We start from the raw sequence: 14526 nt of genomic DNA, 5'->3' as shown, positions 1-14526 counted from the left end.
ACGACCTTTAGGAACCGAGACATCTCATGAGCCTCACGTACACAGCCGGCTCTCTGGTCGCCGCCCGGGGCCGGGAATGGGTGGTGCTGCCCGAGAGCGCCTCCGACATGCTGGTGCTGCGCCCGCTGGGCGGGAGCGAGGACGACATCGCGGCGGTCTTCCCCGCCTTCGAGGACGTACGGCCGGCCGAGTTCGCGGCGCCGAGCCCGACCGACCTGGGCGATCAGCGGGCCGCCGGTCTGCTCCGTACGGCGCTGCGCATCGGGTTCCGGTCGGGTGCGGGCCCCTTCCGTGCGCTGGCGTCGATCGCGGTGGAACCCAGGGCTTACCAGCTGGTTCCGCTGCTGATGGCGCTGCGGCAGCGCACGGTGCGACTGCTGGTCTCGGACGACGTCGGCATCGGCAAGACGGTCGAGGCCGGTCTGATCGCCAAGGAGCTGCTCGCGCAGGGCGAGGCGACCCGGCTCGCGGTGCTGTGCTCCCCCGCGCTGGCCGAGCAGTGGCAGGGTGAGCTGCGGGAGAAGTTCGGCATCGACGCCGAGCTGGTCCTGGCCTCGACCGTGACGCGGCTCGAACGCGGACTGGAGCTGGGCCAGTCCCTGTTCGACAAGCACCCGTACACGATCATCTCGACGGACTTCATCAAGTCGACCCGGCACCGCGAGGACTTCGTACGGAACTGCCCCGACCTGGTGATCGTCGACGAGGCCCACAGCTGCGTGGCCGCCGACGACGCCGGGCAGGGCACCGCCTCGTCCTCCAACCAGCTCCGCTACGAACTGCTGCGCCGGATCTCCGCCGACGCCGACCGCCACCTGCTGCTGCTGACCGCGACCCCGCACTCCGGCAAGGAGTCCGCGTTTCGCAACCTGCTCGGCCTGGTGCGGCCGGAGCTCGCGACGGTGAACCTGGAGACCCCGGCGGGGCGGGCACAGCTCGCCGAGTACTTCGTGGCCCGCAAGCGCGCCGACGTCCGCACCTACCTCACCAAGGAGGACGGCCTCAGCGACGACTCCCTGGCCGAGCGCACCGCGTTCCCGTCCGACCGGTGGACGAAGGACGAGCCGTACAAGCTCAGCCCCGCCTACCGTGCGCTGCTCGACGACGCCATCGCCTACGCCAGGGACCGCGTCCAGGCGGCCGGCGAGCAGGGCAGGCGGGAGGCCCGGGTCGCCTGGTGGTCGGTGATCGCGCTGCTGCGCTCGATGGTCTCCTCCCCAGCCGCCGCCGCCCAGACCCTGAAGACCCGCTCGGAGTCCGCCGCCGCCCGCACCGCGCAGGAGGCGGACGTGCTGGGCGCCCCGGTCGCCGCCGACTCCGCCGAGAACGACCGTCTGGAGGGCATGGACGTCGCACCGGGCGCCGCCGAGTCGGAGGAGGCGGGAGCAAGGCTGCTCGAACTCTCCCAGCGGGCCGCGGAGTTGGTAGGCCCGGCGGAGGACGCGAAGCTGAAGGCGCTCACCAAGCACCTGAAGAGCCTGATCGCCGAGGGCTACCACCCGATCGTCTTCTGCCGTTACATCCCGACCGCCGAGTACCTGGCCACCCAACTGGAGGGCAAGCTCGGCAAGAAGACGAAGATCGCCGCGGTGACCGGCACGCTCTCCCCGCAGCAGCGTCTGGAGCGCATCGAGCAGCTCGCCGCCGAATCCGCCGAGGAAGCGGGCGACCCGGCCGTCCGCCGGGTGCTGATCGCCACCGACTGCCTCTCCGAGGGCGTCAACCTCCAGCACTACTTCGACGCCGTCGTCCACTACGACCTGGCGTGGAACCCGACCCGCCACGACCAGCGCGAGGGCCGCGTCGACCGGTACGGCCAGAAACGCGACCAGGTCCGGGTCATCACCATGTTCGGCGAGGACAACGGCATCGACGGCAAGGTCCTGGAGGTGCTGTTCGCCAAGCACCGGCAGATCAAGAAGGACCTGGGCATCTCGGTCTCCGTCCCCGACGAGACGGCTTCCGGGGTGACGGACGCCGTGGTCGAGTGGCTGCTGCTGCACGGCCGTCAGGGCAGCCAGGAGAGCCTGTTCGAGCTCGACAGCCACCAGGAGTCCTTCGAGCGTATCGAGCGCGAGTGGTCCTCGGCCGCCGAGCGGGAGAAGACCTCCCAGTCCAAGTACGCCCAGCGCAGCATCCACCCGGAGGAGGTGGCCCGCGAGGTCGCCGCCGTACGGGCCGCACTCGGCGGCGCCGACGAGGTGCGCGACTTCGCCCTGGAGGCACTGCGCGACCTGGACGCCCTGGTCCGCGACCCGCGTGACGGGAGCGGGGACTTCACCGCCCAGGCCGGCGGCGCTCCCGCCGGCCTGCGCGACGCGCTCGCCGCCACCCTCGGCGGACGGCTGATCGAGGAGGACCGGGAGATCCCGTTCCGTACGACACCGGCGGTCGGCCGGGGCGAGGCCGCGCTGGTCCGCACCGATGCGGCGATCGGCGCGATCGCCTCGTACGTCCTGGACTCGGCGCTGGACGCGAACACCCCCGGCCCGCGCCCGGCGCGCCGCTGCGGTGTGGTGACGACGGACGCGGTGACGATCCGGACCACGCTTCTGCTGGTCCGCTACCGCTTCCACCTCACGCTGCCGTCCCGCACGGGCGAGCGGCAACTGGTCGCGGAGGACGCCCGATTGCTCGCCTACGAGGGGATGCCGTCCCGTGCCCGCTGGCTGGACGACGAGGCGGCCGCCGCGCTGCTCGCCGCGCGGGCCAGTGCCAACACCCACGAGCAGCTCGCCCGCAACCAGATCGGCCGCGCGCTGGACGGCCTGCCGGATCTGGCGGGGCATCTCACGGAGTACGGCACGAGCCTGGCCGCCGAACTCGACGCCTCGCACCGCCGCGTGCGCAAGGCCAACGAGGAGATCGTCCGCGGCCTGAAGGTCGTCCCGCAGGAGCCCGCCGACGTCCTCGGTGTGTACGTCTACCTGCCGCAGCAGCCCGCTTCTACTGTGTCCGGAGCCGAAGCCTGATGCCCGTCACCGCCACCCGCACCGCCCTGGCCTTCACCGCCGTCACCACGGTCGGCGGGCTGCTCCCCGCCGACATGCTGCTGCGCATCGCCGAGGCGCGGAACCTGCCGGGCACCAAGTCCGCCGACTACGGCCTGCCTGCGTCCGTGCCGGTGCGCGACGAGGCCGAGCGCGCCTGGGAGTACCTCAAGCCGCTCTGGCGTGACCTGCGCAAGGCGCTGCCCTCGGACCCGAACACCGGGGCCCCCGCTGCCGACCCGACGGGCCGCGCCGGTACCGACTGGCTCGCGCAGCTCTTCCGCAAGCTGGACTTCGGCGCGCTGACGGAGGTCGACGCGGCGGGTATCCCGGCCGACTCGGAGCCGGAGAAGCGGTTCCCGGTGTCGCACCGGCATGGTCCGGCGCTCGTCCACCTGATCCCCTGGAACCAGGAGTTGGACAAGCGCCCGGCGGCGGGGCAGGTTCCGGCGCAGTCCATGCTTCAGGACTGCCTCAACCGTACGGAGGCCCACCTGTGGGCGGTCCTCACCAACGGCCGGCGCCTGCGTCTGCTGCGCGACTCGTCGTCTTTCTCTACGGCCGCCTACGTCGAGTTCGACCTGGAGGCGCTGTTCGACGGTGAGCTGTTCAGCGAGTTCGTGCTGCTGTACAGCCTGCTGCACGCCTCTCGCTTCGCGGTGCCGGAGGGGGCGGCGCCTTCTGGGTGCTGGCTGGAGAAGTGGCGTACGGAGGCGGTCACTTCGGGGGCGCGGGCCCTGGATCAGCTGCGGCTCGGGGTGCAGAACGCGCTGACAGTACTCGGGACCGGGTTCCTTCGGCACCCGGAGAATGTCCGGCTGCGGGAGGACGTCGATCCGAAGGCGCTTCGGGATGCGTTGCTGCGGCTGGTCTATCGGCTGCTGTTCGTGTTCGTCGCGGAGGACCGTGGGGCCCTGCTCGACCCGGACGCCGGCGAGCGGCAGCGGGAGGCGTACGAGCGGTACTTCTCGTCGGCGCGGTTGCGGGAGCGGGCGCGGCGGCGTCAGGGGACGGCGCACGGTGACCAGTACGAGGCGCTGCGGATCGTTCATGACGCGCTGGGGACGGAGGGGGGTCGGCCGGAGCTGGGGCTGCCTGGGCTCGGCGGGCTGTTCTCCCACAGGGAGGCCGACGCACCGCTCGACGGGCTGAAGTTGTCCAACGAGTCGTTGCTCGCGGCGGTTCGGCACCTGGCGCAGGTGCGCGATGTGGGGGCGCGGCGGTGGCGGGCCGTCGACTATCGGCATCTGGACGCCGAGGAGTTGGGCTCGGTGTACGAGTCCCTGCTGGAGCTGGAGCCGAAGCACTCGGCGACGGATCGGTCGTTCGAGTTGATCGAGGTGGCGGGGAACAGCCGTAAGACGACGGGGAGTTACTACACGCCGTCGTCACTGATCGAGTGCCTGCTGGATACGACGCTGGACCCGGTGATAGACGATGCGGTCAAGCGGGGCGGGAAGCGGGCCGCTGAGGCTGGGCGTCCCGATCCGGCGGATGACATCGTGGCCGAGCTGCTTTCAATGACGGTGTGTGACCCTGCTTGTGGGTCGGGGCACTTCCTTGTCGCTTCGGCTCGGCGTATCGCCAAGCGCGTGGCGTCGGTCCGGGAGCGGAACCCTGAACCGACGGTCGATGCGATGCGGCATGCGTTGCATGAGGTCGTGGCGCGGTGCATCTACGGTGTCGACCTCAACCCGATGGCCGTGGAGCTGGCCAAGGTGTCCTTGTGGATCGAGTCGATGGAGCCGGGCAAGCCGCTCGGTTTCCTCGACGCCCATGTGAAGCAGGGGAACGGCTTGATCGGCGCGACGCCGAAGTTGCTGGCGGACGGGGTTCCGGACGACGCGTTCAAGCCGATCGAGGGGGACGATCGGAAGTACGCAGCCGGGCTGGTCAAGCGGAACAAGGCTCAGCGGGGCGGGCAGGACGAGCTGCTGTTCGACACGGATGCGTTGCCTGGGAATGAGCGTTACGCCGCCGAGCTGGCGCGAATCACTGCTGCTCCGGCCAACTCTCTGGAGCAGGTGCGGGCGCAGGAGTCTGCCTATCAGGCGTACCTGGAGTCGGCCGCGTATGTGCAAGACCTCCATGCTGCTGACGCGTGGTGTGCCGCCTTTGTGTGGCCCAAGCGTGAGGGTGCGCCGGAGGCACCTACCGACCAGGTGTTTCGGGCGCTGCGAGGGCGGGACCAGGGGGTGGTGCCGGACGGGACGCATGAGGAGGTCCTGCGGCTGCGGGACCAGTACAGCTTCTTCCACTGGCACTTGGAGTTTCCGGAGGTCTTCTCCGTGCCGGAGTCGGGGGCGGGGGCGGGGGTTCAGCGGGGTACGGGGTGGGCTGGGGGGTTCGATGCGGTGGTGGGGAATCCGCCGTGGGAGCGGGTGAAGCTCCAGGAGCAGGAGTTCTTCGCCCAGCGGGACCCTCGTATCGCCGACGCCAAGAACGCCGCCGCGCGGAAGAGGCTCATCGCTGAACTGCGTGACGATCCCGACGGGGCGCGTCTGTACGGCGAGTTCGAGGCCGCCAAGCGGCGCGCGGAGGGCGAAAGCCACTTCCTGCGGGTCAGCGCCCGTTTCCCGCTGACAGGGCGGGGTGACATCAACACGTATGCGGTTCTTACGGAGACGGATCGCACGCTGACGGGGCCGCGTGGGCGGACAGGCGTGATTGTACCGACGGGGATCGCTACGGATGCGACTACGCAGTTCTTCTTCAAGGACTTGGTCACCAAGGGACACCTTGTCGCACTGTACGGCTTCGAGAACGAGGAGAAGGTCTTCCCCGGCGTTCACCACAGCGTGAACTTCGCCGTGTTCTGCATGGCGGGTTCTGGTTCTCCCGACGAGCCAATCTCCATCGCGTTCAGGGTCCGCCAGACGGAACAGATCCCTGAGCGCGCTTACACCTTGACCGGCCGAGACATCCAGCTCCTCAACCCGAACACCGGCACATGCCCCGTCTTCCGAAGCCGCCGTGACGCCGAGATCACGCTCGGGATCTACCACCGCGTACCGGTCCTGATCGACGAGACCAAGGCGGCGGACGGGAATCCCTGGGGCATCTCATTCATGCGCATGTTTGATTTGTCGAACGACTCCCACCTGTTCCGCCCCTCAGCCCAGAGCAACGAGACCCTCGACGACCTCCTCAAGACCGGCTGGAGCCTAGACGGAAACGTCCTCGTCCGCGGCGAGGAGCGGCTGCTCCCGTTGTACGAGGCGAAGATGTTGCATCACTACGACCACCGCTTCTCCACGTACGAGAACGCCACGGAGAAGCAGCTCGCCGTGGGCACGCTTCCGCGTTTCACCGTGGAGCAGCATCAAAACTCGTCCGCCGCGCCTCTGCCGCGCTACTGGGTGCCTGAGCAGGATGTTCCGACGGGCGGGGTCGACAAGAACGGCAAGCCCGTCATGGAGGCAGGCGTTCGCAGTCGTCTGGCCGCCAAGGGGTGGGACCGGGACTGGCTTCTCGGCTGGCGTGACATCTGCCGAGTAAGCGATGAACGCACCCTGATCGCCTCTGTAGCTCCTCGATATGGCTTCGGAAATTCTTTCTTCCTCGGATTCCCCACTCAGCGCCACCACGCACCCCTCCTCCCAGCAGTCTGGTCCTCAATGGCCTGTGACTACGCTGTCCGCCAAAAGATCGGCGGCACGCACCTCACGTACGGCTATGCCGAGCAGCTGCCTATTCCCACCCCAAATCAGCTCGGTCCACACACAAACCAAATCAATCACCGGCTGCTCGAACTCATCTACACCGCAGACGACATGCGCCCATTCGCCCGCGACCTAGGCGACACCGGTACCCCCTTCCGCTGGGACCCCGACCGCCGCGCCGTAATCCGCGCCGAACTCGACGCCCTCTTCTTCCACCTCTACGGCATCACCCGTGACGACACGGCCTACATCCTGGACACCTTCAACGTCACCCGCGACAACGACATCAAGGCCCACGGCGAGTACCGCACCAAGAACCTGATCCTCGCCGAGTACGACCGCATGGCCGCCGCCGGCCTCACCCTGGAGAACCCCCTCACCGAGGGCGAGTCCGGCACCTACCGCTCCACACTCACGCCACCCCCCGGCCAGGGCCCCAGGCACCCCGCCTGACAGCAACGTCACCGCGTCGAGCAGATGGTCCTGGAACGGGCTCGCTCCAGGACCTGACCGCCGCCTGAACCCGTACAACACACCGAAGCCTTCACACTGCGGCTTCACCCACGCGCCGATGGCCAGCCCACCGTGGCCCAGCGATCACAGTCGAACCGGAGGATCACGATGAGCACGCAAGCCGACCACCTCCTCGACGGCATACCCGCGATGAGCAAGTACGACGAGCAGGTATGGGCCGCCCTCAACGACCACTGGCAGCGCCGCAACAACCGCCGTGGCCTGCCGAACTGGGCGAGCACGGCGCTGAGTCGGACCGGCGAGGCCGCCGGAAAGGCCAGCAGAAAAGTCGCGAACGCCGTCCCGGACGCTGTTTCGGAGCCCATGCGGCGCGCGGGCGACGCGGTCGCCGACAAGGCCCTGCGACCGGCGCTCGCGGGCGCTGCGGCGTTGCTCGACCTCGTCAACGAGTCGGCCAGGGAGCTCAACGACCCGAAGAACGTCGAGAAGCTCGCCCGCAAACAGGGTCTCGAACTCGAAAGCTTCACCGAACTGCGGAAGCAGGAACTCAAGTTCTGCGACCGGCTGCTGACCCGCAACACCCTCAAGTGGCGCACCGCGGGCGCCTTCGAGGGCGGCGCCATGGGCGTGCTGGCGTTGGTGCCCGTCGCCGGTATCCCCGCCGCGATGACGGCGGACATCCTCGTCGTCCAGGTACTGAGCACGTCGATCGCCTCGCGGATCGCGTACTCCTACGGCTACGACGCCAAGGACCCCGACGAGCAGCTCTTCATCCAGCGCCTGGTACGCCGGTCCTTCATGGCTCAGGCTGCCAAGGCCGAGCCCTTGCGCGACACAGCACGGGCAGCGCACGCCGCCCTCAAGGGACGCGTCAACTGGTCGCAGAAGCTCCGCAGCGATCACCGTCTCGTGGCCGCCCTGGAGAAGCTGATGCAGCAGCTCGGCCCGGCCGGCTCCAGGGTGCCGGTGCAGAACGTCGCCAAGGTCGTGCCGTTCGTGGGGATTCTCGTCGGCGCGGGCATGAATGCCGCGATCCTCGGCAGGGTGGCCGCCGACGCCCAGCGGTACTGCCAGACCCGTTTCCTGTGCGAGAAGTACGGCCTGCCGCTACCGGCCGCGCTGGCGACCGACGACGAGGACGACGACACCCAGGCCGACGCCCCGTAAGTGCTGCGGTGGCGCCTGATCAAAGCGCCACCAACGTTCACCACTCAGCTCAGGCCTGGTCCACGAACCGCACGAACGACCGCCAGCCCCCACGGCCGACCACGAAGGCCGGGCGGCTCACATCCTTGGAGTCCCGCACGTGAACGGCCTGTTCGGCGATGGCGATCTCCACGCAGCTGTCGCCCTCGCTACCGCTGTAGCTGGACTTGAACCAGGCGAGTTCCCTCGTACCGCTGCTCATAGCTCTCCTCGCAGTCGCTCCAGCAGGTCCCGGGATTCCTTCGGGCTCAGGGCCTGCGAGCGCAGTGTGTCATAGCGCTGGCAGAGGACACTCACCTCTTTCGGGTCAGAGATGAGCCGCCCGTTCTTCTGCCCCTCGGAGTAGCCGAGCCGCTGCCCCGAAGGAGTCTCCAGAACCTGCACCGGCCCGTCCAGGCACGCATGCAACCCCGCCTCCAGCGGCACCACCTGAAGCGTCACATTCCGCGGAGCGCTCCGCTCCAGCACGTGATCGAACAGCTCCCGCATCGCCTCAGCGTCCCCGAACCGCCGCCGGAAGACATGCTCCTCGACGATGAAGCTGAACGGCACCGTCGGCCGCTCCCGCATCATCTTCTGCCGATCCATCCGGGCCGCGAGCTGCGCCTCCAGTTCCCCGTCCGTCCGGAGCGGGATCGTGCCCTCGAACACCGCCCGCGCATACGCCTCCGACTGCAACAACCCCGGCACCAGCCGACACTCATACGTACACAGGCTCACCGCCTCCCGCTCCAGCCGGGCCCACCTCCGGAACCAGGCCGCCAGCCCCGCCTCGCCCCGGGTGAGATACCGGGCCGCCTTCCGCAGCGCACCGGTGTTCCCGAGGGCCTCCTCCGCCCGGTCCACGAAGGGGATGTCCGGCATCCGACGCCCCAACTCCACTGACTCCACGGTGTGTTTGGAGTACCGCACCCTCGTGGCGAGTTCGGCCCTGCTGAGCCCCGCGTGCTCGCGCAGCGCCTGGACGACCGCGCCGAACGTGCGCAGACTGTCGGACGGATGAGGTTCACGCTCCCACTCCCCCGCCGGAACCGCCCGCGCCTCGACGCCCTCGGCCACGTCGCCTTCCACCATGTCCATCCGCCGCCCCTCTCTCCGTACCGAGGCGGCTTCTCAGGCCACCCGCAATCGCGACTCAGCGTGACGGAACAGGGAGCGTACTGTCCACTCCTTGTGCTCGTACGCTGACTCAGCGTACGGGGTGCCGGGCTCGCAAGATCCCCCACACTCTTGCCACGCTGACTCCATGAACCAGCCCCCACCCCAACTCATCACGCACTCCCTCACCTTCACGCAGCTGCTCTCGTCGAACCTGCGCGGCGCTCGCCTCGCCCGGCTGCTCAGCGTGAGCCAACTACGATCCTGGGACGCCCCGCACGACCTCACGGAGCGTGCTGAGATCGTCGTCGCGGAGCTCGCCGCGAACGCCGTACTCCATGGACGCCTGCCCGGTCGTAGCTTCCGGCTGACCCTCGTGTTCGACGCCCCGGCCGGCCGCCTCCGCATCGACGTCACCGATGCACGCGGCGACAGAGGCCCGCAGCCCCGTCCCGCGACCGCCGCCTCGTCCGACACGGCACTCCACACCAACGGTCGTGGCCTCGCCCTCGTCACCGCGATCGCCGACCGCTGGGACTGCATCCCCTACCCGCCCGCGGGCAAGACCGTCCGCGCGGTGCTCACAACGCCGTGAGGGGCGGTCGCCCCTCCCCGATGGAGACCAAATGCCCGCGCTCGAAACGGCGTTCAGTTCGTGCGGGTGTTTGACAGATGCGGCCCCACGTAACCGACGATCACCTTGCCCGTGGCGCCTGCCGTGTCGTCGTAGAAGTGGACGCGAGGCGCGGTCCTCCCCTTGTTGTCGATCTTTATGTGGGCTTCCATGAACACCTTGCCGGAGGAGTCGACTTCCGTCGGCACAGGGAGTATGCGCTGCTGCCGGAACTTCTTGTCGTTGCGGACGGAGTCGGACTCCACCATGGCCACACGCGTCAACGGATAGGTGCGCGCGCCCTGCGGGGAAGCCTCGCAGAAATCCCGGAAGGTCCCCTCGAATTCCTGCTCGCCGACGTTGCTCGCCCCGTAGCAGTCCAGCGCCAGCAGCGCGTCCCACACCTTTGACGCCCACGTCGAGCTCTTCATGTCGTCGTCGAGATCCGCCGCCTTGCCCTTGTCGTAGGTCAGCAGGAGATGAGGCATCCGCTCGTGCACGCGTTCGTTGAGTTCGGCGAAGGACATCGGCGCCGGCTCTTCGACCGGGGGCGTGTAGGCGTCCGCAGCCCGGCCGGCCTCCACCAGTCTCTGCTGAAGGAACGCAACTTGGTGACGCAGGGCTGACAACTGCGCCTGGGTGGCGTCGTGGTCGGCAATCTCGTCCTCGTAGCGGTCGGTCGCCTCCCTCAACTGCCCGTTGAGCGCGCGGCTGCTGCGCTCTGCCAGGTCCCGCGCGCTAGCGACCTCGCCCAGCTCCTCCAGTGCCTTGTCGATCGTCCAGTTCGCCTTGCTCAGCTGGGCGCGCAGGATGTCGACGGTCTCGTCTCCCGGGGATTCGGCGGTCTGGGACCGTGCCGCACGCAGATCCTTGAGGACTTCCCCGATGCCGGGAAACGCGGGCTCCGCGAGCAGGGCCGGCTGCGGTGTGGTGACAGCGTGCTGACGCGGGTACGTAGAGATCCGGACATCCGCGTTGCGGAACGTCGGATCGCTGAGCCGCCGGTACGTCAGCAGGCGGTGTCGCCGACCGTCTTCGGCAGAGCCGAGGGCGACGTCCGGAAGATAGGTGCGCAGTTGGCCGGGGAATACGTCGTGACGGTCTCCGGCCTCGCCCTGGAAGGCGGGGACGGCTTCTTGTTCCAGCCGGAACACCGATGCGATGCCGACCAGGTTCCTGGCGACCCGGGTCAGCAGCCTCTCCCAGTCCGAATCGTTGTTGGACGGCTCCGCGGCGAGGACCAGGGGCAGCTGTCGCGTGGGATCTGTGAGGGCGGACATGAGCAGGTCGACCGAGTCGGGGCCGATCAGGTGCGGCGCCGTGGAGAGCCGCATCGTCCCGTCCGGCACGGTGAAGTGATCGACGATCTCACGGACGAGCCGAGGAGGCATCGGGGTGATCGGCCGTCTGCCCGGGCTGGGATGGTGTTCCAGGTCGACACCGACGTACGCCGCCTTCGACTCACGGTCGACAGCAGACGTGAGCGTCGTCTGCCAGATCCCCTCCTGTTTGTCCTCCTTGTTCTCCCGAAGCCGAAGCCGAAGCGCTGTCTGCTGGCCGTCGGTGTCGTAGGAGTCGGTCACGGTGAGGGTGTAGGCGTCCGTGAGCCGGTGGACGCCCGAGGAGAGCTGCGTCGTCAGGGCCTTGCTCTCCAGCCAGGAGGTGAAGCACGCGCGAGCCCCGGCGAACATATGTTCCTGCTCGTCCTCGGGGATCGGCAGCACCGCCCGGTAGACCAGCGGATTCTCAGCACGCGGCTCGTTCCGGACGTCCCCGTCCCGACCCCATCGCGGAGCCTGAGGAACGGGCTTGCGGCTGGGCATCACCAAAGGAGTGGGTCTCAACGCTGACCTCCAGTTTGATCGACGAGGGAGAAGGAACCCCTGCACACCGGCAGCGCGGTTGCCCCAGCCGTTGGGTCCTGACTTCGAATCCTGACCGAAGTCGCGCAGTGACTGCGGAGGATGGCGACGGCAGCCAGGAAGCGGGAGCGCACCAACTCCTACTCCTAGACAGGCAGAGCGGGGAACACGGTCACGGAGCCGTCCGTGTCGCGGGCGATCTCGATCGCGACGTCCGTCGAACGTCTGGTGGCCGTGACACCGTCACCGAGCTGGCGAATCCGGTGTGCCACGCGCATCAGGTGCTCCACTTCACTGCTTGTGAAGACGGGCCGCCTTCCGCGCGGGCGCGCCAGCTCCAGCGCCGACAGGCGCACCAGGACACCTGCGATGCCCGACTCCAGCTCGTCGAGGCGCTGTTGGTCGCGCTTGAGTTCGCGGGTGAAGTTCTCGAACAGGTTGTCGGGGTCGCTCTGGGCGTGCTCTACGGCCTGCAGAACGATGACCCGCCGGTGCAGCGCGATGGCCAGGGCGGCGATTTCGAGATGCGTGCGGAACGTGCCGCCGTGATCGTCGATGCCGGGGAACGACTTGGCCAGCGTGGCGATCTCCACGGCCTTGCCGTCGGGCAGTTCGTCGAGCGCGTCCTGCCATCCGGCAAGACGGTCGGCGGCGTCGATCAGCGCTTTGCCGATGGCATGAGCCGCGGAGTCCAGTCCCAGCGAGACCCCGAGCTTGCCCTGGTCGAGCAGGATGGCGGTGGCCTTGTCGATGGCAAAGCGGCAGCCGTCGAGGTCACGGCGCTCGGCCTTGAGATTGTCGTCCTGCAACTGCTCCAGCAGTTCCGTGATCCGCTCGATGGCCTGCTGGCGCCGACGGTCGGCATGCGCGCTCACGCCCACCGCCACGGCCATGAGCACGAGCGGCGCGGCCACGGTGAGCGCCGCACTGCCGGCGACCGCGACACCGGCCGTGGCACCGGCCCCACCGGCCGCACCCGCGGCCGCCACTTGACCGACCGGCACGAGCCTCGCCTGATCGACAATGCGCCCCTTCGAGTTCACCAGAGCCGAATAGACCTCGCCGTTCGCCCCCTTCACCGCCATCGGACGCACGACGCCCTGCGCGACCTGGGCGACCACCTTCGCCGGAATCACCATGCGATACAGGCCTTCGCCGGAGGCTGTCGCCTTGGCGGCGGCGGAAGAACCTTGTGCTGTCTGCGTGATGAGCTGCGACAGGTGCTGTGCCAAAGGACTAGCGGCATCGAGCGGGATGCCTCGGCCGCGGTCGATGGTGTCGGGCAGCGGATGTGCCTCAAGTGTGGCGATCGGCTCGTCGGCCAGGACGGCCAGCACACCGCGCAGTTCGGCCAGACGCTCAGACGTCATCGGCTCGTCCCCGGTCAGTACGGGCACCTGGACGTCCCCGGTCGCCAGCGTCCACACCGGCACGATCGTCTTGCGGTCGTCAGTCATCGTCTCCCCTTGTTCTTCCCACATGCCCATAGCCTCGGTGTCGTCGTCACCGCATCTGCACCCAGCCGTGCAACCCCTCCAGATGCCGCGGCAGTCGGCTTCCCTGCCAACCCAGCACCAGCCGCTCCCGCGCCCGGGTGATCATCACGTAGTACGCCATGCGCAGGGTCGCAGACGTGGGGTCGTCGGCGGAGTCGGACTCCGCGTCGGCGATGACGACGGTGTCGAAGTCAAGGCCCTTGACGCTGGCTCGATGGACGAGTACGACACCCGGGCGGGCAAGGTCGAGGTCGCGGTAGCGGCCGGAGGAAGCCGCCGAGCTGTAGAGCTGGGGCTCATGGGCGAGTCCGGCCCGTTCGAGGCGCCGCATCAAATCGGCGGCGGTGGGCAGGTGGTTGACGATCACGCCGATGCGCTGCCGCGGCTGTCGGCCGGCCATGGTCGCGATGTCGTCGGCGAGGTCCTTGACGGCGGCATAGTGGCGGACCACGGGCAGTGCCCCGCCGCGGAGGGGGATCTCGGGGCGGGAACCGCCCGTGCGGAAGTGTTCCGCCAGGGAGACGATCTCGCGGGTGTTCCGGTGGTTCCCGGTGATCTCGACCCGCGCCGTGGAACGGCCGAGGGCGTCGGTGATCTCGGCCAGGGTGGAGTTCGTCTCGGTGAGGCGCTGGCACTCGTCGGCGAAGACCGTGACGGAGGCAGCGGCAAGGCGTACCAGGCGGTAGAAGCCCTGCGGCAGGTCCTGGCCCTCGTCGATGACGAGATGAGGGGTCGCCGCATCGTCCTCGCCGAGGGTGGCGGCAGCTCGACCGGTGAGTTCCGTCCAGTCGAACCAGCCGTCCTCGGCGCGCGGTGCGTCGTGGCCGAAGTGGCGATGGATCCAGGTGTGTCCGGTGGCGGCATCGACGGGCGCGCCGGGGACGGTGAGGCCCTGGAGGGTTCCGCGCAGGAGCTGGCGCAACAGGTTGGAGCGCGAGATCAGGAAGGTGGGGCGGCCCGTGAGCGAGAGGTGGACGGCGCGGTGCGCGGCGAGCAGGCTCTTGCCGCTTCCGGGCGGGCCGCTGACGACGTGGTTGCCGGTCAGCGGCAGGGCGTCCAGGCAGTCGCGCTGGGCGGAGGTGAGGTCCGGGTGCAGGACAGGGGTGTTCGCGGTGGTCATGGGTG

General features: G+C 68.8%; 9 protein-coding genes. 4 read left to right on the top strand and 5 right to left on the bottom strand.

The features are described 5' to 3' along the window. Positions 1 to 26 precede the first annotated feature (26 nt). From QF032_RS29650 to QF032_RS29640, 3 genes are all read left to right on the top strand, one after another. Positions 27 to 2972 (top strand): DEAD/DEAH box helicase, encoded by a 2946-nt coding sequence (locus QF032_RS29650; RefSeq protein WP_307058151.1) that lies wholly within the window; start codon positions 27 to 29, stop codon positions 2970 to 2972. Then, positions 2972 to 7105 carry an Eco57I restriction-modification methylase domain-containing protein gene (locus QF032_RS29645; RefSeq protein WP_307058150.1) on the top strand — a complete coding sequence of 1378 codons (4134 nt, stop codon included), beginning with the start codon at positions 2972 to 2974 and terminating at the stop codon, positions 7103 to 7105. Before QF032_RS29650 ends, QF032_RS29645 begins: the two co-directional genes overlap by 1 nt. A 168-nt stretch (positions 7106 to 7273) precedes the next feature. After that, positions 7274 to 8293, top strand: a complete 1020-nt coding sequence (locus QF032_RS29640; protein WP_307058148.1) for an EcsC family protein — start codon at positions 7274 to 7276, stop codon at positions 8291 to 8293. A gap of 49 nt (positions 8294 to 8342) precedes the next feature. Here the strand turns inward: QF032_RS29640 and QF032_RS29635 are convergent, their stop codons facing one another. Continuing rightward, a complete protein-coding gene (locus QF032_RS29635; RefSeq protein ID WP_307058146.1) occupies positions 8343 to 8534 on the bottom strand; it encodes a DUF397 domain-containing protein in 192 nt (63 codons plus the stop codon). Continuing rightward, on the bottom strand, positions 8531 to 9412 hold the full coding sequence (locus tag QF032_RS29630; RefSeq protein WP_307058144.1) for a helix-turn-helix domain-containing protein: 882 nt from the start codon (positions 9410 to 9412) through the stop codon (positions 8531 to 8533). The genes QF032_RS29635 and QF032_RS29630 overlap by 4 nt, the downstream gene beginning before the upstream one ends. A 166-nt stretch (positions 9413 to 9578) precedes the next feature. On the opposite strand from QF032_RS29630, the gene QF032_RS29625 reads away from it, so the two are divergent. Continuing rightward, positions 9579 to 10025: an ATP-binding protein gene (locus QF032_RS29625; RefSeq protein ID WP_307058142.1), complete on the top strand. Its 447-nt coding sequence runs from the start codon at positions 9579 to 9581 to the stop codon at positions 10023 to 10025. A 53-nt stretch (positions 10026 to 10078) separates the two neighbouring features. Here QF032_RS29625 and QF032_RS29620 read toward each other — a convergent pair whose 3' ends face one another. The 3 genes from QF032_RS29620 to QF032_RS29610 all read right to left on the bottom strand — a co-directional run bounded on the left by QF032_RS29620 (position 10079) and on the right by QF032_RS29610 (position 14521). Beyond that, positions 10079 to 11866: a hypothetical protein gene (locus QF032_RS29620; RefSeq protein WP_307058140.1), complete on the bottom strand. Its 1788-nt coding sequence runs from the start codon at positions 11864 to 11866 to the stop codon at positions 10079 to 10081. A gap of 185 nt (positions 11867 to 12051) precedes the next feature. Next, entirely contained in the window at positions 12052 to 13362 is a 1311-nt protein-coding gene (locus QF032_RS29615; protein ID WP_307058138.1) for a hypothetical protein, read from the bottom strand. Between the two features lie 46 nt (positions 13363 to 13408). Continuing rightward, entirely contained in the window at positions 13409 to 14521 is a 1113-nt protein-coding gene (locus QF032_RS29610) for a hypothetical protein (protein WP_307058136.1), read from the bottom strand. Between the last annotated feature and the right edge of the window lie 5 nt (positions 14522 to 14526).

The sequence above is a fragment of the Streptomyces achromogenes genome (assembly GCF_030816715.1).
In the GTDB taxonomy this organism is placed as follows: Bacteria; Actinomycetota; Actinomycetes; order Streptomycetales; family Streptomycetaceae; genus Streptomyces; species Streptomyces achromogenes_A.
Note: the sequence above shows the minus strand (reverse complement) of the source record. Positions and strands in the feature narration are given on the sequence as shown.